Source organism: Pseudomonas sp. S2_B07, assembly GCF_054668435.1.
Map to the genome: position 1 here is coordinate 4,460,403 of NZ_CP162769.1, position 20,344 is coordinate 4,480,746.

The window sequence follows — 20,344 nt, forward strand, 5'->3', positions numbered from 1 at the left end:
CCTGTCAGCGCGATTGGGCTTTGGACGCGGCGTTGCCGAGGCGGCTGCGGACCATGCTGATGATCATCGGCACCAGCGACAGCAGGATGATGCCGACCACCAGCAACGACAGGTTTTTCTTGATGAACGGCACGTTGCCGAAGAAGTAACCGAGGGTCACCAGGCCGCCGACCCAGAGGATCGTGCCGAGCACGCTGAAGAAAAAGAACCGCGGGTAAGGCATCTTTCCGACACCGGCGACGAACGGTGCAAAGGTACGAATGATCGGCAGGAAACGCGCCAGGGTCACGGTTTTACCGCCGTGCTTGTCGTAGAAATCGTGGGTTTGTTGCAGGTAGTCACGGCGGAAGATCTTCGAGTCCGGGTTACTGAACAGTTTTTCGCCGGCCGTTCGACCAATCAGGTAGTTGGTGCTGTCGCCGAGAATCGCCGCGAGCATCAACAGGCCGCCCAGCAATACCGGATCCATGCCGCCACCGGCCGCCACGGCACCGGCGATGAACAACAGCGAGTCGCCCGGCAAGAACGGCATGACCACCAGACCGGTTTCACAGAAAATCACCAGAAACAGGATGGCGTAAATCCAGGTCCCATAGTTGGTCACCAGCATGTCGAGGTAAACGTCGAGATGCAGAACAATATCGATCGGGTTGAAATCCATGGGGGCACCTGTGGTGACGGCCCGACTCAGCAGGCCTGTGCGGATGACTGCGTATAAGACTACACGGGGGTGTAGTTTTTCTTACAAGTCGGAAAGATTGGGATTATACGGACTGAAAAGTGAAAAGAGCGTTCAGTTTGTAGCGGGGGATGTCGCAATAGACCGATGGTCCAGGCAGGTTTTCTGTGGGAGCGAGCTCGCTCCCACAATCGACGGTCGGGGCTCAGAGCTCGTCGCTGATCGGCAACACGTAGTTCTTGAACTCGGTGTCTTCCTTGAACCCGATGGATTCATAGGTTTTACGCGCGACTTCGTTGTTGCTGCTGGTGGAAACGCGCATGCGCACGGCATTGGTTTCCTTGGCCATTTTTTTCGCGGTACGGATCAGGTTGTCAGCCACCAATTGGCGGCGGGCGTCTTCGGCGACATAAATGTCGTTGAGGATCCATACACGTTTCAGTGAAAGGGACGAAAAGCTCGGGTACAACTGGCAGAAACCCATCAGTTTGTTGCTATCGTCATCGGACAACGCCAGATAAATCACCGACTCTTTGCGGCGCAGGCGTTTTTCGAGGAACGCTCGGGACGAGTCCGGGTACGGCAGGGATCCATAAAATTCACGATATTTGACGAACATTGGCGCCAATAGGTCCAGGTGTTCGAGGGTCGCTTGAATAATCCGCATGGTAGGTCTCGTCTTCAAGTGGCTGTCTTACGTGCGTTGACGGCGATGGGAAACCCGTGGCGGCCGTTCGTCGATCCTGCCTGAAACCCATTCCCAAGCGCAATGCGGAAACGGTTCAGGCATCTGACTGTCCCAACAGGAAGTTTCGTTTCATGTCCGCTCCGGCGTCCGATTCCAGCGTCTGAAGCTGCGCTTCGTCCTTGAGATTGACCCCCGACAGCTGTCTACGACAGGCCTCTCGCATCAAATACAGCAAACGGTGTGCGGCCATGCCGTAACTCAGGCCTTCGAGTCGAACGTTGGAGATGCAATTGCGATAAGCATCCGTCAGGCCAACCTTTGGATTGTAAGTGAAATATAAACCCAGACTATCGGGGGAGCTGAGCCCGGGGCGTTCACCGATCAGGATGACCGTCATTTTCGCCCCCATCAGTTCACCGATCTCGTCGGCCACCGCGACGCGGCCCTGTTCCACCAGCATCACCGGTGCCACAGACCAGCCTTCAGCCAGCACCTGCTCTTCCAGGCGTGAGAGAAACGGCAGGGTATGGCGATGCACGGCCAGTGCCGACAGTCCGTCGGCCACCACAATCACCAGATCGATGCCGCCGGGATTGGCCGTCGCATACGTGCGCAGGGTATGCGCGGATTCATCGCTCAACTTGCGCCCCAGATCAGGGCGCTGCAAATAGCTGTCCCGGTTCGTGGCGGCGCTGTGCAGCAACAAACTGTCGCGCCCGATCTCGGTCAGTTGAGCGCTGAGCCCCGCCGAGTCGAACGGCAAATGCACCGCATCCCGTGCCTGCGCATGGGCGTACTGGAAGTCCAGTTGGGCGCTGGTCGGCATGCTGGTGCCTGTGCGCCCCAAGGCAATCCGCGCGGGTGTCAGCCGGCGCAACTCCAGCAGCGGGTTCTGCGGATCAACGGGTGGTTTATCCATGAATGCACTCATCCCAATTGCGCCATCGCCTGGCGGAAAGCCGGGGGCAGGCTGTCGCCGAAGTGAATTTTGCCGTCCGTCTGGGTAAAGATGCCCATTTTCGTCAGCCACTGCTCGAATTCCGGCGCGGGTTTCAGACCCAGCGTCTGACGGGCGTAGAGGGCGTCGTGGAACGAGGTGGTCTGGTAGTTGAGCATGATGTCGTCGGAACCGGGGATACCCATGATGAAGTTGATCCCGGCGACTCCCAGCAAGGTCAGCAGGGTGTCCATGTCGTCCTGGTCGGCTTCGGCGTGGTTGGTGTAGCAGATGTCACAGCCCATTGGCACGCCCAGCAACTTGCCGCAGAAGTGGTCTTCGAGGCCGGCGCGAATGATCTGTTTGCCGTTGTAGAGGTATTCCGGGCCGATGAAACCGACCACCGTGTTCACCAAAAACGGCTTGAAGTGGCGCGCCACGGCGTAGGCGCGGGTTTCGCAGGTTTGCTGATCGATACCGTGGTGGGCGTTGGCGGACAGCGCACTGCCTTGGCCGGTTTCGAAATACATCAGGTTCTGGCCCAGCGTGCCGCGATTCAGGCTCAAACCGGCGTCGTAACCTTCCTTCAACACATTCAGGTTGATGCCAAAACTGGCGTTGGCCGCTTCGGTGCCGGCAATCGACTGGAACACCAGGTCCAGCGGAACACCGCGATTAATTGCCTCGATCGAGGTGGTGACGTGGGTCAGCACACAGGCCTGAGTCGGGATTTCGTAGCGCTGGATGATCGCGTCGAGCATGTCCAGCATGGCGCAGATCGAGGCGATGCTGTCGGTAGCCGGGTTGATGCCGATCATCGCATCGCCGTTTCCGTAGAGCAGGCCGTCGAGGATGCTCGCCGCGATACCGGCGGGTTCGTCGGTGGGGTGATTGGGTTGCAGGCGCGTGGATAAGCGTCCGCGCAAGCCCATGGTGCCGCGAAACTTCGTGACCACGCGGATTTTCTGCGCTACCAGCACCAGGTCCTGGACGCGCATGATCTTCGACACGGCGGCGACCATTTCCGGGGTCAGGCCGGGGGCGAGCGCGCGCAGGCTCTGTTCATCGGCGGCATCGCTGAGCAGCCAGTCGCGAAAACCGCCGACGGTAAGGTGGCTGACCACGGCGAAGGCGTGTGTGTCGTGTGTGTCGATGATCAGTCGGGTGACTTCATCGGACTCATAAGGAATCAGTACTTCCTGCAGGAAGTGGCTCAGCGGGATGTCAGCCAGGGCCATTTGCGCGGCCACACGCTCGCCATCGTTGAGCGCGGCGACGCCCGCCAGGAAATCCCCGGAGCGCGCCGGACTGGCCTTGGCCATGACGTCCTTGAGGCTCTCGAAGCGGTAGGTCTGAGCGCCGACGGAGTGGGCAAATGCGGCCATGGGGCGATTTCTCCAGTTTTGGACAAGTCTCAATAACAGTGACATTCCCTGTGGGAGCGAGCTTGCTCGCTCCCACAGGGGTTTGCATGCACTTCAATAACGCAGGCGCCAGGCTGCAAGCCCGGCGCCGGTGCAACTTAAATGCCTTCGAGCATCGCATCGGCCGGCGCGTCGGCGCGTTGCTTGGCGGTCAGCTGGAAATACAGGTAACCGGCGGCCATGAAGCCAAGGAACACACAGCCAATCAGCGTGTTGAACCACGCCATCGCCACCAGGCACACCACCGCCAGGAACAGCGCGATCCCCGGAACAATCGGGTAGCCCGGTGCGCGGAAGGTGCGTTCCAGGTTCGGTTCGGTTTTACGCAGTTTGAACAGGCTCAGCATACTGATGATGTACATCACGATGGCACCGAATACCGACATGGTGATCATCGCCGCCGTCAGGGTCATGCCTTGCAGGTTGACCAGGCCATCGCTGTAAATCGCCGCGATGCCGATCACGCCGCCGGCCAGAATGGCGCGGTGCGGGGTCTGGAAACGCGAGAGTTTGGCCAGGCCACTCGGCAGGTAACCGGCCCGCGCCAGGGCGAAGAACTGCCGCGAGTAGCCGAGGATGATCCCGTGAAAGCTCGCCACCAGGCCGAACAGACCGATCCAGACCAGCATGTGCATCCAGCTAGAGTTGTTGCCGACCACGGCTTTCATCGCTTGAGGCAGCGGATCGTTGATGTTCGACAGCTGGCGCCAGTCGCCGACGCCGCCGGCCATCACCATCACGCCGATGGCCAGGAACACCAGGGTCAGAATGCCGCTGACGTAAGCCTTGGGAATCGTGCGTTTCGGGTCCTTGGCTTCTTCAGCGGCCATCGCCGCGCCTTCGATCGCGAGAAAAAACCAGATCGCGAAGGGAATGGCGGCAAAGATGCCGGGAATGGAAGCGATGGTGAATTCATTGGAACCCGACCAGCCATTGAGCACGAAATTACTGAAGCTGAAGCCCGGAGCCACGACGCCCATGAACACCAGCAACTCGGCGACCGCCAGCACGGTGACCACCAGTTCGAAGGTGGCCGCGATGCTGACGCCGAGGATATTCAGGCCCATGAACACGAAATACGCGCCAACCGCCGCGATCTTGGGGTCAAGTTCCGGGTACTGCACGTTGAGGTAGGCACCAATCGCCATCGCAATGGCCGGGGGGGCAAACACGAATTCGATCAGGGTGGCGATGCCGGCGATCAGTCCGCCTTTCTCGCCAAACGCCCGCCGGCTGTAGGCAAACGGCCCTCCAGCGTGGGGGATCGCGGTCGTCAATTCGGTGAAGCTGAAGATGAAGCAGGTGTACATCGTCGCTACCATCAGGGCGGTGACGAGAAAGCCCAATGTGCCGGCGGTGCCCCAGCCGTAACTCCAGCCGAAGTACTCGCCGGAAATCACCAGGCCGACGGCAATACCCCATAGGTGCAGGGTGCCGAGTGTGGGTTTGAGCTGTGTGGAAGAAGTCATAAGTCCTCGCTGTCTTTTTTATTGTTTGATCTTTTGGACTTGCGGTACGACGTTTGGGTGTGGAGCGGGCACGCAAGGCCCGTGCCAGTGGGGCAGGGCGATGTTTTGATGTTGTCGTTAAGGGCGCCATCGCGGGCAAGCCCGCTCCCACAGGGTATTGGGGTAAACCAATATTTTGGGGATAACCACAAATCACTGTGGGAGCGGGCTTGCCCGCGATGGCATTCTGAAGGGCGACACAGGAATACCTGTATCGCCCCCGGTTTTAGAAGAAGCCCAACGGATTGATGTCGTAGCTCACCAGCAGGTTTTTGGTCTGCTGATAGTGGTCGAGCATCATTTTGTGGGTTTCACGGCCGACGCCGGACTTTTTGTAACCGCCGAACGCGGCGTGCGCCGGGTACAGGTGGTAGCAGTTGGTCCACACGCGGCCGGCCTTGATGGCGCGGCCCATGCGATAGGCGCGGTTGATGTCGCGGGTCCAGAGGCCGGCGCCGAGGCCGAACTCGGTGTCGTTGGCGATGGCCAGGGCTTCGGCTTCGTCCTTGAAGGTGGTGATGCTCACCACCGGGCCAAAGATTTCTTCCTGGAACACCCGCATTTTGTTGGTGCCCTTGAGCAGGGTCGGCTGGATGTAATACCCGGTCGCCAGGTTGCCCTCGAGTTTTTCGATTTTCCCGCCGGTCAGCAGCTCGGCGCCTTCGCCCTTGGCGATTTCCAGGTACGAAAGGATTTTGTCGAATTGCTGCTCGGACGCCTGGGCGCCGACCATGGTGTCGGTGTCCAGCGGGTCGCCACGTTTGATCGACAGGACTTTTTTCATCACGACTTTCATGAAGTCGTCGTAGATCGACTCTTGCACCAGCGCGCGCGACGGGCAGGTGCAGACTTCGCCCTGGTTGAAGAACGCCAGCACCAGGCCTTCAGCGGCTTTCTCGATGAAGGTCGGCTCGGCTTGCATGATGTCTTCGAAGAAGATGTTCGGCGACTTGCCACCCAGCTCCACGGTGGACGGAATGATGTTTTCGGCGGCGCATTTCATGATATGCGAGCCGACCGGGGTCGAACCGGTAAAGGCAATCTTGGCGATGCGTTTACTGGTGGCGAGGGCTTCGCCGGCTTCTTTGCCGAAGCCTTGCACCACGTTCAGCACGCCCGGCGGCAGCAGGTCGCCGATCAGCTCCATCAGCACGGTAATGCCCAGCGGCGTCTGCTCGGCAGGCTTGAGCACCACGCAGTTACCGGCGGCCAGGGCCGGGGCGAGTTTCCAGGCGGCCATCAGGATCGGGAAGTTCCACGGGATGATCTGCCCGACCACGCCCAGCGGTTCGTGTATGTGATAAGCCACGGTGTTGCCGTCGATCTCGGCGGCGCTGCCTTCCTGCGCGCGGATGCAGCCGGCGAAGTAGCGGAAGTGGTCAGCCGCCAGCGGGATGTCGGCGTTGAGGGTTTCGCGGACGGCTTTGCCATTGTCCCAGGATTCGGTGATTGCCAGCAGTTCCAGGTTCTGCTCGATGCGGTCGGCGATTTTCAGCAGCACCAGCGAGCGAGCCTGGGCGGACGTGGCGCCCCAGGCATCGGCGGCGGCGTGGGCCGCGTCCAGGGCCTTGTCGATGTCTTCGGCGGTGGAGCGTGGGAATTCGGCAATCGGTTGGCCATTCACTGGCGAGGTATTGGTGAAGTACTGACCTTTGACAGGCGCGACGAACTCGCCGCCGATGTAGTTACCGTATTTGCTCTTGAACGAAACGATAGCGCCTTCAGTACCGGGGTGAGCGTAACGCATGGTGGGGTTCTCCTTGGCTTTTGTGCTTATAAGGGAGAGCGCATGTGCGCTTGTATAAGCGTAGAGCAAAGGTCGGGCCACCGCCTTGCAGGGCAGGTAAATCAAGGCCTTGCGCAGTTTTTGTCGGACCGGCGGAGGCGCGCTGTGACGCTTTCGGTACGGCGCCCGTGACACTTTGTACCGCTTGTGGCACAGGGTGTGACTGGCGGGTCTTGCCAGCATTGCAATGCGGGCCAGGCTGGAGGATGCTCGGACACGCGCTTCCTGTAGCAGCTGCCGAAGGCTGCGTCCGAGAGCGCAGCGCTTGCCTCGTTTTCGGCCCTGCACACGGGACACAGGTTTTACGACTGCTTCGCAGCCGGACGCAGCCTTCGGCAGCTGCTACACGGGGCGAGCCAGACCTTGTGGAGAGAATAATAAGAAATGCACGACAACCATTTGAGTCGCCATGCCCGGCAGGTCCTGACCGTCACCCAGGGCAAATCGCACCTGCATGGCCCCGGCAGCGATCCTTCCATCGCCCGGTCCTGGCTGCGCTGTCTTGAGGACTATCACCTCGACCCGGCCCTGACCATCGCGCCCACGGTGCTGGAACATGGCCGAGTGCTGGAGAGCCGCGAACGCTTGCAGCAAGTGCTGCAGATCGCCGGCAATGAAATGACCAGCCTCCATCAACAACTTTCCGGCGCCGGCCACGCCGTGCTGCTGACAGATGCCCGTGGCGTGATCCTCAATTGCGTCACCGCCCCCGCCGAACGGAAGATTTTCGAGCGTGCCGGCCTCTGGCTTGGCGCTGACTGGAGCGAGGCCTGCGAAGGCACCAACGGCATCGGCACCTGCCTGGTGGAGCGCCAGTCTCTGACCATCCATCAAGACGAACATTTTCGCGGTCGCCACACCGGCCTGACCTGCTCGGCGAGCCCGGTGTTCGACCCCCATGGCGAATTGCTGGCGGTGCTCGACGTGTCATCGGCGCGCCACGATGTCTCGCGCCAGAGTCAATTCCACACCATGGCCCTGGTCAATCTGTCGGCGAAGATGATCGAGAGCTGCTATTTCCTGCGCTACTTCGACAATCAATGGTTGCTGCGTTTTCACTTGCAGGCCGAGTCCGTCGGGCTGTTCAGCGAAGGGCTGCTGGCGTTCGACGGGGAAGGGCGGATCTGTGCGGTCAATCAAAGTGCGCTGAACCTGCTCGGGCACATTCGCGGCGGCCTGCTGGGCAAACCGGTGGAAGCGTTTTTCGATTGCTCGCTGGATGAGTTGCTCGGTCGCGCCAGTGTGAATGCCAGCGCCAGTTGGCCGCTGCGCACCCGTGACGGTCGCAGTCTGTTTGCCGTTTTACGTGGACAACCTCGCAGTATCCCGGTTCCGGTGGTGCAACGCCCGGCGATTGCCGAGCGTCCAAGGCTGTCGGGCATCTGCATCGGTGATGCTGCGCTGCAGGAAGATTTTCGCAAGTCGCTGCGGGTGTTCGAGCGCGATGTACCGCTATTGATCAACGGCGAAACCGGTTCCGGCAAAGAAGCCTTCGCCAAAGCCGTGCATCAGGCCAGTCAACGGGCGGAAAAAGCCTTCGTCGCCCTTAACTGCGCGGCCATTCCTGAAAGCCTGATCGAAAGCGAACTGTTCGGTTATCGCGGCGGCAGCTTCACCGGCGCGCGCAAGGAAGGCATGCGGGGCAAGTTGCAGCAGGCCGATGGCGGGACCCTGTTTCTCGACGAAATCGGCGACATGCCCTTGGCCTTGCAGACCCGGCTGTTAAGGGTGCTGGAGGACCGACAGGTGGTGCCGATTGGCGGCGAGCCGGAGGCGGTCAACGTTCGAATCATCAGCGCGACTCACCGTAATCTGCTGGATCGGGTGCAGGACGGCAGCTTCCGTGAGGACTTGTATTACCGGCTCAACGGGCTGGAAGTCGCGTTGCCGGCGTTGCGTGATCGCAGTGATAAATCCCGGTTGCTCGATTTTTTGCTGGCGGAAGAGGCGGGTGGGGAAACGGTTTTGATCGACGGGCCGGCGCGGGAAGCCTTGTTGGGGTTTGCCTGGCCGGGCAACGTGCGGCAGCTGCGCAATGTGCTGCGTACGTTGGCGGCGTTGTGTGACGGCGGGCGAATCGGGCTGGAGGATTTGCCGGCGATGATTCGTCAGGCGCGGCCGGCGGTTTCATCGACGGTCGAAGCGCCGTCCGAGCATCCGTTGGACGATGCCGAGCGGCTAGCGTTGTTGAATGCGCTGGAGCATACGCGTTGGCATATGACCCATACCGCCGAGCAGTTGGGTGTCAGCCGTAATACGCTTTATAGAAAGCTGCGTAAGCACGGTATCGAGCGCTAGACCGCGTCGCGGCCATTCGCGAGCAGGCTCGCTCCCGCATTTGATCTTCAGCGGACACACATTATGTGAGCACCGCTGAACCCCTGTGGGAGCGAGCCTGCTCGCGAAGGCGTCTTCAAATCCGAAACACAAGGTGCGATTTTCCCCTCCCTACGCTAACCTGCGGCCATGTTTTACGAGGTCGACTAATGCACATTCATATTCTGGGTATCTGCGGCACCTTCATGGGTTCGATGGCGGTTCTGGCCAAGGAACTGGGCCATCACGTGACGGGTTCCGACGCCAACGTCTATCCGCCAATGAGCACTCAGCTTGAGGCTCAGGGCATTGAGTTGACCCAAGGCTACGACCCTTCCCAGCTCGATCCGGCCCCGGACCTGGTGGTCATCGGCAATGCCATGTCGCGCGGCAACCCCGCCGTCGAATACGTGTTGAACAAAGGCCTGCCGTACGTTTCCGGCCCGCAATGGCTGGCGGATCACGTGCTGCAAGGTCGCTGGGTGCTGGCTGTCGCCGGCACTCACGGCAAAACCACCACCAGCAGCATGCTCGCCTGGGTGCTTGAGCATGCCGGCATGAGCCCGGGCTTCTTGATCGGTGGCGTACCGCAGAACTTCTCGGTCTCCGCTCGCTTGGGCGGCACGCCGTTCTTCGTGATCGAAGCCGACGAATACGACAGTGCCTTCTTCGACAAACGCTCCAAGTTCGTTCACTACCGTCCGCGCACGGCGATCCTGAACAACCTTGAGTTCGATCACGCAGACATCTTCCCCGATTTGCCAGCCATCGAGCGGCAATTCCACCATCTGGTGCGGACCATTCCAAGCGAAGGCCTGGTGATCCACCCGACCACTGAGCCGGCGTTGCAGCGCGTCATCGAAATGGGCTGCTGGACCCCGGTGCAGACCACCGGAGCGGGCGGGCAGTGGCAAGTCAAACTGTTGAGCGAAGACGGTTCGAAGTTTGAAGTGATGTTTGAAGGTGTCGCTCAGGGCGTGGTCGAGTGGGACATGACCGGTCAGCACAACGTGGCCAATGCCTTGGCTACATTGGCGGCCGCGCGCCATGTCGGCGTGGTGCCTTCCATGGGCATCGCCGCGTTGAGCGCGTTCAAAAGCGTGAAGCGCCGGATGGAAAAAGTCGCCGAAGTGCGCGGCATCACCATTTATGACGACTTCGCGCACCACCCGACTGCCATTGCGACGACCCTCGACGGCCTGCGCAAACACATCGGCGATGCGCCGTTGATCGCGATCATCGAGCCGCGCTCCAACTCCATGAAGCTCGGCGCGCACCGCGACGGCTTGCCGGAAAGCGTGGTCGATGCTGATCAGGTGATCTGGTACGCGCCAGCCAACCTCGGTTGGGACCTGGCCGGAACCGCCGCGCGGTGTACCGTGCCGTCGATTGTCAGCGATTCGCTGGAAGGCATTATCGAGCGCGTGAAGTGCCAGGCCCAGCCCGGTACCCACGTGGTGATCATGAGCAATGGCGGCTTCGGCGGCCTGCACGGCAAACTCGCCGAGGCGCTGCAATGAGCAGCGGCCCGGATCGCATCACGCTGGCCATGACCGGCGCTTCCGGCGCTCAGTACGGTTTGCGTTTGCTCGATTGCCTGGTGCGTGAAGATCGCGAAGTGCACTTCCTGATTTCCAAGGCGGCACAACTGGTGATGGCCACGGAGACTGACGTCACGCTGCCGCCAAAACCGCAGATGATGCAGGCCTTCCTCACGGAGTACACCGGTGCTGCGGCCGGGCAAATCAAGGTGTATGGCAAGGAAGACTGGATGTCGCCGGTGGCTTCTGGCTCCGGTGCGCCCGCGGCGATGGTGGTGGTGCCGTGTTCGACGGGGACGCTGTCGGCCATCGCGACCGGCGCCTGCAACAACCTGATCGAACGTGCGGCCGACGTGACCTTGAAGGAACGTCGCCAGTTGATTCTGGTGCCGCGTGAGGCGCCGTATTCGAGTATCCATCTGGAACACATGCTCAAGCTGTCGAACATGGGCGTGACGATCTTGCCGGCTTCGCCAGGTTTCTATCATCAGCCGCAAACCATCGATGACCTGATCGATTTTGTCGTGGCGCGGATTCTCAATCTGTTGAACATCCCGCAAGACATGCTGCCGCGCTGGGGTGAGCACCATTTGAGCAGCGATGAATAAGCTACTGATTCTTCTGCTGGTCTTGCAACTGACCGGCTGCGCCACGGCGCGCACCCTTGATGCCGCCAAGCCCGGGGCGCCGCTGGTGTATGCGGGGACGCGTCTGGATTTGTATGCCATGAACGGCGGGTGCTGCGCCAAGGACCACTTTGGTGCCGAGGCGCCGAGTTACCCTGGCTTGGACCTGCCAGCCAGTGCGCTGCTTGACACGCTGCTGTTGCCGTTGTCATTGCTGACGGTGATCGGGGTGAGTTTTCAGGCGACGGGTGGATTGTAGGAGAGCGTTGTGGTGAGGGGCCAAGCCCCTCGCCACAGGTTACTTGCCTAGCTTACGCAACTCATCCGACTCGACAATCCGAACCCCATCCTGTTCTTCCAGCGCCAACCGCCACATCGCCCGGGCCAGTTGGCAGGCTTCGATGCCGTGGTATTTGCCCGGGATCAGGCGTGACAGCGGGCCGGCGACTTTCTCGCCCATGCGTGGCTCGATGCGATCGCCCAGTAACAGCGACGGGCGGCAAATGGTCAGTTGCGGCCAGTCCTGCGCGCGCAATGCGTGTTCCATCTCGCCTTTGACCCGGTTGTAGAAAATCGAGGACCTGCGATCAGCGCCCAGGGCACTGATTACGATCAGGTGGCGTGCGCCCATTTCCCGCGCACGTTTGGCAAACGCCACGACCATGTCCAGGTCCACTGCACGAAACGCTTCTTCGGAGCCGGCCTGTTTGATCGTGGTGCCCAGGCAGCAGTAGGCAATATCGACACGACCGTTGAGCTGCGGCAGAAACACTGCCGGGTCGCCAACCGGGTTTTCCAGGTGTGGGTGTTTGGCGAGTGGACGGCGTGAGGGGGCCAATACCCTTGAAATCGTAGGCTCGTTGAGCAGGCGATCAAGCAGATGTTCACCGGTCAACCCGGTAGCTCCGGCAAGCAATACATGCTGAGGCGTCAAGTACATAGTGTTTCCCCCTTGATACTGTTCAGCTTAGTTGCTCTTTGCATCCTTGCTGTCGATAGAGACACTTTGTAGCGCTTTTCGTGCCTGCTGCTTGCGTAGCAACTGCCAGTGCGAGATGACCGTTTTCGGGGCCCAGAGCTGCGGTTCAGAGGCTTCGAAGCTGTCCGCCAGTTCGCGTTCGGCGACGGTGGCCTTGGCCAGTTTGAAGGCTTGCTCCAGGTCGTCGGTCTGGTTCAGCGCCTGAGCAAACAGCGCGTCGCCGAAGTAGGTGAAGTTGGCTTCCTCGGAGCAGCCAAAGGACACGCGGTCTGCCCGCGTGGCCGTCATGATGAGCGTGCGTTCGTCTTTCAATGCCGGAATGAATCCACCGGAATAGCAGGAGGAAATCACGATGACCTTGTCGCGATTCTTCAACGGCGCCAGCACCGCGGCGAGTTCATCGGCCGGCAGGTCGGACAGCTCCATGCGCGGCTGGTCGAGCACCAGTTCGTGTTCGGCGGTGCCGTGGCTGGTCAGGTAAATGAAGATCAGGTCTTCCGGGCCGCTGCGCTCGGCCAGGGTTAATGCCGCACGGCGCAGGTTTTCCCGGGTGGCCATGGGCCGGTCGACGAGGTGGTCGCGATGATTCACCAGCCGGATTTGCCCAATTGCACCGAAGCGGCTGCTGAGCATGTTGCTGACGTAATCGGATTCGCGCAGGAACACGCTTTGTTTGCCGTCACCGCCCACGGTCAGGGTGTACAGCTCGACGGCCGGCGTCGAGGTTGGCACGTTGAGCAGGGCGTCGTCGAGCAAGCGACCCTGAGCCAGCAAGCCAAGCTCCAGGCTGTCGGGCAGCAACTTGCCATCGGCGTCACGCACACGCTGGCCATTGTTCCACGTGCCGCTTTGCACGGTGCCGTCAGTCAGCACCAGCGTGCCTCGACCTGAATAGCTGTCGCCGTCGAACTGGCCGGTATAAAAGCTGCCATCGGGCAGATTCAAACGGCCCTGGCCGGTGAAGCGCCAGTCGCTGAACTGGCCGATGTAGTGGCTGCCATCCGCACCGATCAACTCGCCCTTGCCGTTCAGCGAGCCTTCCTTGAACTGACCGAGCCAGACATCGCCGTCGGCATTCTCGTAGCGACCCTTGCCGTGCAATTGATTGTTCTTGAAACCGCCCGCGTAGATGTCACCGTCGGCGCTGTTGAAGGTCCCGTTGCCTTCCAGTTGCCCATCGACGAAATGCCCGGTGAACTGATTGCCGCTGGCGTCGCCGCGCTGGCCTTCACCGTTGGGTTTGCCATGGGCGAACTGGCCCTGGTACGAGCTGCCGTCATCGAGTTCGAGATGACCGAGCCCTGAATATTGATCGGCCTTGAATTCGCCGCGATAGGTCATGCCGTTTTCTTTGAGCGTGCCTTCGCCCTCGCGCCGACCGAGTTTGAAACCGCCGGTGTAGCTGCTGCCCGGTGTGGTCAGCGTGCCCTCGCCGTCGAACAGGCCCTGATTGAAATTCCCGCGATAGACCTCGCCGTTGCTGCCATGCCATTCGCCCTGGCCATGCCATTGACCCTTGTCGAATTCGCCGGCGTACCAGCTGCCGTTCGGGTAGTCGATGCGACCCTGACCTTGCAGCAAGCCGTTGACCAGATCACCGCGATAGCGCCCACCGTCCGGCAGCCGGGCATCGGGAGGCAGCAGCGATTCGCCATCGCCGCAAGCGGTGAGCAACAGGGTCAAGGCAAGGAGTGCAAGTGAGCGCATAGCGGGATCCGGGCAATTAGGCGACCGAGTATGCCGCAGCTATGTGTCGTATATATAGAGAGGGTCGCGAAACAGCGTGAGCTGCTTCGCATCCGGGAGGTTTACACGAAGCAGAGGGAAAGTGATTCAGCGATATAGGCCGGTTTTTCCGAGCCTTCTATCTCAAGGGTGCAGATGGCCTTGAGCAGCCATTGACCGGGTTTTTTCTCGGTGGCGTCGCTGAGGTCGACCTTGAGCCGTACTTTCGAATCGACCTTGACCGGTTGAATGAAACGCACGCTGTCGAGACCGTAATTGACCACCATCTTCGCGCCTTGGGGGAGGATGAGGATGTCTTCGATCAGTTTCGGGATCAGTGACAGCGACAGGAATCCATGGGCGATGGTGCTGCCAAATGGCGTTTGCGCGGCTTTGACCGGGTCGACATGAATAAACTGATAATCACCTGTGGCTTCTGCGAACAGGTTGATGCGCTCCTGATCGATGGTGAGCCATTCGGAACGTCCGAGTTCCTTGCCGACATAATCTTTGAGCTCTGCAACGGGAACATGGGGCATTGAGACTCTCCTTGGGTTTCATCGGATTTATAGTTTTTCGAGTGGGGGGATTTGACCTCCCTGTGAACCACTTTAGATCAACATGGCAAATGGCTCCGGTCAACTGTCCATGCTTTTGGCGAATGCCGATCCATAGCGCTGACGTGCTTATAATGCTCGGCCCCTGCTTGGGGGGGCGAGTGCGGGAGATGCCGGATGTTGTTACGTGGCCTGACCTGGCTGGTGCTGTTCCAATTGCTGGGCACAGCCATCAACCACCTGTTTTTGCCGGTGCTGCCGGGGCCGATTATCGGTTTGCTGTTGTTGCTGGTGTACCTGATTTCACGCGGACAAGTCGGCGAGCCGCTGAGCCTGGCGGCCAGCAGTCTGCTGCGTTACTTGCCGTTGCTGCTGGTGCCGCCGGCCGTGGGCGTGATGGTGTACTTCAAGGACATAGCCGCGGACTTCTGGGCCATCGTCGGCGCCTTGGTGTTGTCGCTGGTGCTGTCCATGGCGTTTGCCGGAGTGTTGATGCAACGCATGGTCAAGCGCCACGCCCCTCGCGGAGATGACCAATGATCCTGGATTGGCACGGCGCGCTCGACTCGGTGATTCATCATCCGTTGTTCGGCATCGGCATCACGTTGGGCGCTTATCAGTTGGTGTTGGCCGCTTTCGAGAAAACCCGCTGGATCTTCCTGCAACCGGTGTTGGTCTCGATGCTGGTGGTGATCGGTGTTCTGGTGACCTGCGGCCTGACCTACGCCGAGTACCGCAAGAGCACCGAGATCCTCAGCATCTTGCTCGGGCCTGCGACGGTGGCGCTGGCGGTACCGCTGTACCTTAATCTGCGACGGATTCGGCAGTTGTTCTGGCCGATATTTACTACGCTGGTGATAGGTGGCGTGGTCGCCACGGGCATGGGCGTGTTGCTGGGCTGGTGGTTCGGTGCCGAACACATGATCCTGATGACCATGGCACCCAAGTCGGTGACGTCTCCGATTGCCATGCTGGTGGCCGAGCAGATCGGCGGTGTCGCAGCGCTGGCCGCGGTGTTCGTGTTGATCACCGGCGTGATCGGTGCGATCTTCGGCCCGAGCCTGTTGACCCGGCTGGGTGTCCACAGCCCCGAGGCGCGTGGCATGGCACTGGGCATGACCGCCCATGCGGTCGGCACTTCGGTGGCCTTGCAAGAAAGTGAAGAGTGCGGCGCCTTTGCGGCGCTGGCGATGAGTCTGATGGGCGTGGCCACAGCGGTGTTCCTGCCGTTGGTGGTATCGATGATGGTGTAAGGAAATGTCTATGAGTTTGCCGCTTTTCCCGCTGAACACAGTGCTGTTTCCTGGCTGCATCCTCGACTTGCAGATCTTCGAGGCGCGCTACCTGGACATGATCAGCCGCTGCATGAAACAGGGCGGCGGCTTTGGCGTGGTGTGCATCCTTGATGGCGAAGAAGTCGGCATTGCGCCGGCAGGTTATGCGCTGGTGGGCTGTGAAGCGCTGATCACCGATTTCAAACAGCAGGACAACGGCTTGCTGGGGATTCGGGTGCAGGGCGGGCGGCGGTTCCATGTCTTGCGCACCGAGGTGCAGCGTGATCAGTTGACCGTCGCTGATGTCGAGTGGCTGGAGGATGAACCTGAGCAACCGCTGCAGGATGAAGACGCGGATCTGGTGGCGCTGCTCAAGGCGTTGGCCGAACATCCGATGGTCGAAGCGTTGAACATGGGCACCGAAGCGACCGGGCAACAGTCGCTGGCCAATCAGCTCGCTTATCTACTGCCGTTTGCCGAGGTGGACAAGATCGATCTGCTGCAACTCGATGACCCGCAGCAGCGACTGGATGCGATCCAGGCGCTATTGGATGAGTTGCAAGGCGAGCTGTTTGCTTGAATCGCACCTGTAGCAACTGCCGAGCCTGCGAGGCTGCTACTTCAGTACGCATACCGCAACATCGCATGCGGTAAATGCCGTAACGCGAAGAACGCAAACAAAACCATCAGCGCTGGCAGCACCAGCCACCAGACTTTAGGCGGCATGGCGTTTAGCGGCGCCTGACGCTGGCTCACCCACAAGCTCGCTGCACACACGCACGCCGCCAGCATCGCGCCGGCCAGTACATCCGTCGGCCAATGCGCGCCCAGGTACACCCGCGACAGGGCAATCGTCAGCGCGGGCAAACATCCCAGCAGCAACCAGGTCAGGCGCATTCGCGGCGGTTGGCCGCGACCGGCCAGTACGGCGAGGGTCAGGAATAACGCGAAGGCGCCGGAGGCATGACCGCTTGGCATGCTGTAGCTGGTCAGCGGATCGCTCAGCACTTCCGGGCGTATACGGGCGAAAAATTGCTTGGTGAACGTGTTGCCTAGAGCGGTGACAAGCAGGGTGCTGCCAGCGAAAATCGCCTGTCGCCATTGCCGAGCGATCAGCAGAAGCGCGACCAGCAAGCCACTGAACACCAGCATGTTGCGGAACTCACCGATCAGCGTGAAGAGCACGGCCACTTCATCGAGCATCGGGCTGCGGTGTTCCTGTACCAGGGTCATGACGCCCTGATCGAGCGCGGTCAGGTGCGGATAGCCAATAAACAGTCCCAGCAGAATCAGAAAGCTCATCCCGGCAATCAACATCGTCGCCTTGCGATGGCGGCGCATGCTGCTGGTGATGCTCAGGCCGACCATGGCCGCAATGGCGCCAGCGACGACGCCCGCCTCCGGCCAGAAGCCTTCCGGCAACGGCAAACGAATCGCCGCGCCCGTGGCCCAGCCGGGCAGCAGGTACGCCACACTCCAGCCAGCGGCAGCCAACAGACTGACGGCGAAAAATCGCGGGAAGGGCATGTCGAACATGCCGGCGACCATCGGCAGCATCGGACGCAGGGGGCCGATGAAGCGCCCGACCAACAGGCTGGCAATACCATAGCGCTGGAAATACGCCTCGGCCCCGGCAATCCATTCCGGATGATGGCGCAAACCCGGCAGGCGCCGAATGTTTTGATGGAAATGTCGACCGATGAAGTAGGACACGACATCGCCCAGTACGCCAGCGAAGAACCCTAACAGCAACGTTTCACTCAGCGACAGCGCGCCGCTGCCAGCCAGTACCGCCACGGCAAACAACATAACCGTACCGGGCACGATCAGACCGGCAATCGCCAGGCATTCGACAAAGGCCACGATGAACACCGCCGCCGCCAGCCATTGCGGGTTGACCGTCAACCAACCGGTCACGCTATCGAGCCATGGGCCCATAAAAACAACTCCATCAAATGTTCATTGGTCCCATGGGGGACGAACGCAATCTTCCAGACACTTCAGATCCCTTGTAGGCGTGAGCCTGTTCGCGATAGCTGACTGCCAGTCGACATAGATGTCGCCTGATACTCCGCTATCGCGAGCAGGCTCGCTCCTGCAGGTTTCTGGTCATCAAATCAAGACAGTAGAAAATAATCGCGACCTTCGACCTGCCCCCGTCGCAGCGGGTTCCGTGTGCAATACGGTGCATAAGCAGCATCGACGAAGCGGTACATCAAGTGTTCATCGCGCCCATGGGGGATCCCCAGGCGCGTGGTTTGAATGACGTGGGCTGGCGCCGGACCGACGTCCTCAACCAGCAACACCTCATGGTCAAATCGCTTGGCATCCCAGACCGGCACCTTCAAACCCAGCGCCTTGCACAGCAATGTCTGTCCGGCGCACAGCTTTTGCGTCGGGCGAGGGCGGCCTTGGGTGTCGGGGTTGTTCAACAGCATCTGCGCCAGGCTTGCCGGCCCGCTCAATTCGTCGACCCACGGATAGGCGGATTTGATCAGTACCGCGTTGCCCGGGCCCTGAGCGCTGAAGTTCAAGGAGTCGCCGCCACGGGCGTAATACATATAGATGTGACCGCCATCCAGAAACAAAGCCTTACGCTTTTCTGTGTAGCCGAGGGAGGCGTGGCTGCCTTTTTCTTCGAAGTAATAGGCTTCGGTTTCGATAATCCGGGCGCTGAGCCACAGGTCACCAACCCGGTGACGGATGATTTTGCCGAGTAAATCCCGGGCCAGTGTTTGTGCGTCGCGGTCGAAAAACGCATCCGGGAGCCCCGTGGGCAGGCTCGAAGCGGACGCTCGAACAGTCAGGTTGGACATGATGAACGGCGTTTATCAGGGCTGATTGAGCGGTGATGATAACAATTTGCAGCTTAATCCCGGCTGAACGTCGGCAAATTGCCCTCGATTTCGACCATCCGCCCGTCACCGCTGTTAGTCCCGGGACGCGACAGCTATAATCTGCCGCTTTACTCTTTACCAAGACCTTAGCAAAGACCACCACAGACCATGACTGAGTCCGTTCTTGACTACATGACCCGCCTGGGTCGCGCTGCCCGCGAGGCTTCTCGCGTCATCGGCTGCGCCAGCACCGCGCAGAAAAACCGCGCCTTGCAGGCCGCTGCCAATGCGCTGGACGCTGCACGCGCTGAGCTGACGGCTGCCAACGAACTGGATTTGGCCGCGGGTCGCGCCAATGGTCTTGAACCTGCCTTGCTGGAGCGTCTGGCGCTGACCCCGGAACGCATCGACGGCATGATCGTCGGCTTGCGCCAGGTGGCCGCATTGCCGGACCCGGTCGGCGCGATTCGTGACATGAGCTTTCGCCCGTCGGGTATTCAGGTTGGCAAGATGCGTGTGCCGTTGGGCGTGATCGGGATCATCTACGAATCCCGGCCGAACGTGACCATCGACGCCGCCAGCCTGTGCCTGAAGTCCGGTAACGCGACGATCCTGCGTGGCGGTTCCGAAGCCATTCATTCCAACCGTGCCATCGCCGCCTGCATCCAGCGCGGACTGGCCGAAGCCGAACTGCCGGCCGCCGTGGTGCAAGTGGTTGAAACCACCGACCGTGCCGCCGTTGGCGCGCTGATCAGCATGCCGGAATACGTCGACGTCATCGTGCCCCGTGGTGGCCGTGGCCTGATCGAACGCGTCAGTCGTGACGCCCGCGTGCCGGTGATCAAGCACCTGGACGGGATCTGCCACGTTTACGTGAGTGAGCATGCCGACCTGGCGAAAGCCCAGCGCATCGCGTTCAACGCCAAGACATACCGTTATGGCATCTGTGGCGCGATGGAAACGCTGCTGGTGGACCAGACCGTTGCCAAGGATTTCCTGCCGTCGATGGCTGCCCAGTTCCGCGAAAAAGGCGTTGAACTGCGCGGCTGCGAACGCACGCGGGCGATCATCGATGCGGTCACGGTTACTGAAGAAGACTGGACCACCGAATACCTGGCGCCGATTCTGTCGATCCGCGTGGTCGACGGGCTGGACCAGGCCATCGAGCATATTAATAAGTACGGCTCCCATCACACCGACTCGATTGTCAGCGAAAACCTCGCCGATACGCGGCGTTTCGTCGCGCAAGTCGATTCATCGTCGGTAATGATCAACACCCCGACGTGCTTCGCCGATGGCTTTGAATACGGATTGGGTGCCGAGATTGGCATTTCTACTGATAAGCTGCACGCCCGCGGCCCGGTGGGCCTCGAAGGTCTGACCTGCGAGAAGTACATCGTGGTCGGTGATGGCCAGTTGCGCGGCCAGGCGTCGGTCTGACTTGGGCGACCTCGACCCGACAGCCCC

Annotated in this window: 19 protein-coding genes; 8 read left to right on the forward strand and 11 right to left on the reverse strand. The window is 60.5% G+C overall.

Features of this window, described 5'->3' with window-relative positions:
* Window positions 1-4 precede the first annotated feature (4 nt).
* The 6 genes from AB4N43_RS20475 to exaC all read right to left on the reverse strand — a co-directional run bounded on the left by AB4N43_RS20475 (window position 5) and on the right by exaC (window position 6,983).
* The gene (locus AB4N43_RS20475) at window positions 5-661 is read right to left on the reverse strand and encodes a DedA family protein (RefSeq protein WP_027924320.1); all 657 of its coding nucleotides are present in this window, start codon (window positions 659-661) and stop codon (window positions 5-7) included.
* Between the two features lie 223 nt (window positions 662-884).
* Window positions 885-1,346 carry a GNAT family N-acetyltransferase gene (locus AB4N43_RS20480; RefSeq protein WP_027924319.1) on the reverse strand — a complete coding sequence of 154 codons (462 nt, stop codon included), beginning with the start codon at window positions 1,344-1,346 and terminating at the stop codon, window positions 885-887.
* 115 nt (window positions 1,347-1,461) lie between these two features.
* Window positions 1,462-2,286, reverse strand: a complete 825-nt coding sequence (gene eutC / locus AB4N43_RS20485; RefSeq protein ID WP_194940773.1) for an ethanolamine ammonia-lyase subunit EutC — start codon at window positions 2,284-2,286, stop codon at window positions 1,462-1,464.
* Between the two features lie 8 nt (window positions 2,287-2,294).
* Window positions 2,295-3,689 (reverse strand): ethanolamine ammonia-lyase subunit EutB, encoded by a 1,395-nt coding sequence (locus AB4N43_RS20490; protein WP_194940772.1) that lies wholly within the window; start codon window positions 3,687-3,689, stop codon window positions 2,295-2,297.
* Between the two features lie 137 nt (window positions 3,690-3,826).
* Window positions 3,827-5,197 (reverse strand): ethanolamine permease, encoded by a 1,371-nt coding sequence (eat, locus tag AB4N43_RS20495; protein WP_027924316.1) that lies wholly within the window; start codon window positions 5,195-5,197, stop codon window positions 3,827-3,829.
* Between the two features lie 265 nt (window positions 5,198-5,462).
* On the reverse strand, window positions 5,463-6,983 hold the full coding sequence (gene exaC, locus AB4N43_RS20500) for an acetaldehyde dehydrogenase ExaC (RefSeq protein ID WP_027924315.1): 1,521 nt from the start codon (window positions 6,981-6,983) through the stop codon (window positions 5,463-5,465).
* Between the two features lie 423 nt (window positions 6,984-7,406).
* On the opposite strand from exaC, the gene AB4N43_RS20505 reads away from it, so the two are divergent.
* From AB4N43_RS20505 to AB4N43_RS20520, 4 genes are all read left to right on the forward strand, one after another.
* Window positions 7,407-9,320: a sigma-54-dependent Fis family transcriptional regulator gene (locus AB4N43_RS20505; RefSeq protein WP_027924314.1), complete on the forward strand. Its 1,914-nt coding sequence runs from the start codon at window positions 7,407-7,409 to the stop codon at window positions 9,318-9,320.
* Between the two features lie 188 nt (window positions 9,321-9,508).
* On the forward strand, window positions 9,509-10,858 hold the full coding sequence (mpl, locus tag AB4N43_RS20510) for a UDP-N-acetylmuramate:L-alanyl-gamma-D-glutamyl-meso-diaminopimelate ligase (RefSeq protein ID WP_027924313.1): 1,350 nt from the start codon (window positions 9,509-9,511) through the stop codon (window positions 10,856-10,858).
* Entirely contained in the window at window positions 10,855-11,487 is a 633-nt protein-coding gene (ubiX, locus tag AB4N43_RS20515) for a flavin prenyltransferase UbiX (RefSeq protein WP_027924312.1), read from the forward strand. The genes mpl and ubiX overlap by 4 nt, the downstream gene beginning before the upstream one ends.
* A complete protein-coding gene (locus AB4N43_RS20520) occupies window positions 11,480-11,764 on the forward strand; it encodes a YceK/YidQ family lipoprotein (protein ID WP_027924311.1) in 285 nt (94 codons plus the stop codon). The genes ubiX and AB4N43_RS20520 overlap by 8 nt, the downstream gene beginning before the upstream one ends.
* A gap of 39 nt (window positions 11,765-11,803) precedes the next feature.
* Here AB4N43_RS20520 and AB4N43_RS20525 read toward each other — a convergent pair whose 3' ends face one another.
* From AB4N43_RS20525 to AB4N43_RS20535, 3 genes are all read right to left on the reverse strand, one after another.
* Window positions 11,804-12,445, reverse strand: a complete 642-nt coding sequence (locus tag AB4N43_RS20525) for an oxidoreductase (RefSeq protein ID WP_027924310.1) — start codon at window positions 12,443-12,445, stop codon at window positions 11,804-11,806.
* Window positions 12,446-12,472: 27 nt separating this feature from the next.
* A complete protein-coding gene (locus tag AB4N43_RS20530; RefSeq protein ID WP_194940771.1) occupies window positions 12,473-14,191 on the reverse strand; it encodes a C13 family peptidase in 1,719 nt (572 codons plus the stop codon).
* A gap of 101 nt (window positions 14,192-14,292) precedes the next feature.
* On the reverse strand, window positions 14,293-14,748 hold the full coding sequence (locus AB4N43_RS20535) for a MaoC family dehydratase (RefSeq protein WP_027924308.1): 456 nt from the start codon (window positions 14,746-14,748) through the stop codon (window positions 14,293-14,295).
* Window positions 14,749-14,943: 195 nt separating this feature from the next.
* On the opposite strand from AB4N43_RS20535, the gene AB4N43_RS20540 reads away from it, so the two are divergent.
* Genes AB4N43_RS20540 through AB4N43_RS20550 form a run of 3 tightly spaced genes read left to right on the forward strand, consistent with a single transcriptional unit; the run spans window position 14,944 to window position 16,620 of the window.
* Window positions 14,944-15,306, forward strand: coding sequence for a CidA/LrgA family protein (locus tag AB4N43_RS20540; RefSeq protein ID WP_027924307.1), 363 nt, complete (start codon window positions 14,944-14,946; stop codon window positions 15,304-15,306).
* 2 nt (window positions 15,307-15,308) lie between these two features.
* The gene (locus tag AB4N43_RS20545) at window positions 15,309-16,019 is read left to right on the forward strand and encodes an LrgB family protein (protein WP_172825967.1); all 711 of its coding nucleotides are present in this window, start codon (window positions 15,309-15,311) and stop codon (window positions 16,017-16,019) included.
* Window positions 16,020-16,029: 10 nt separating this feature from the next.
* Window positions 16,030-16,620 (forward strand): LON peptidase substrate-binding domain-containing protein, encoded by a 591-nt coding sequence (locus AB4N43_RS20550; RefSeq protein WP_027924305.1) that lies wholly within the window; start codon window positions 16,030-16,032, stop codon window positions 16,618-16,620.
* A gap of 41 nt (window positions 16,621-16,661) precedes the next feature.
* On the opposite strand, the gene AB4N43_RS20555 is transcribed toward AB4N43_RS20550, so the two are convergent.
* On the reverse strand, window positions 16,662-17,978 hold the full coding sequence (locus tag AB4N43_RS20555; RefSeq protein ID WP_460151899.1) for a bifunctional DedA family/phosphatase PAP2 family protein: 1,317 nt from the start codon (window positions 17,976-17,978) through the stop codon (window positions 16,662-16,664).
* A 179-nt stretch (window positions 17,979-18,157) separates the two neighbouring features.
* A complete protein-coding gene (locus AB4N43_RS20560) occupies window positions 18,158-18,856 on the reverse strand; it encodes a DNA-3-methyladenine glycosylase (protein ID WP_027924303.1) in 699 nt (232 codons plus the stop codon).
* A 189-nt stretch (window positions 18,857-19,045) separates the two neighbouring features.
* Between AB4N43_RS20560 and AB4N43_RS20565 the strand changes: the two genes are divergently transcribed.
* The gene (locus tag AB4N43_RS20565) at window positions 19,046-20,317 is read left to right on the forward strand and encodes a glutamate-5-semialdehyde dehydrogenase (protein WP_027924302.1); all 1,272 of its coding nucleotides are present in this window, start codon (window positions 19,046-19,048) and stop codon (window positions 20,315-20,317) included.
* Window positions 20,318-20,344 lie beyond the last annotated feature (27 nt).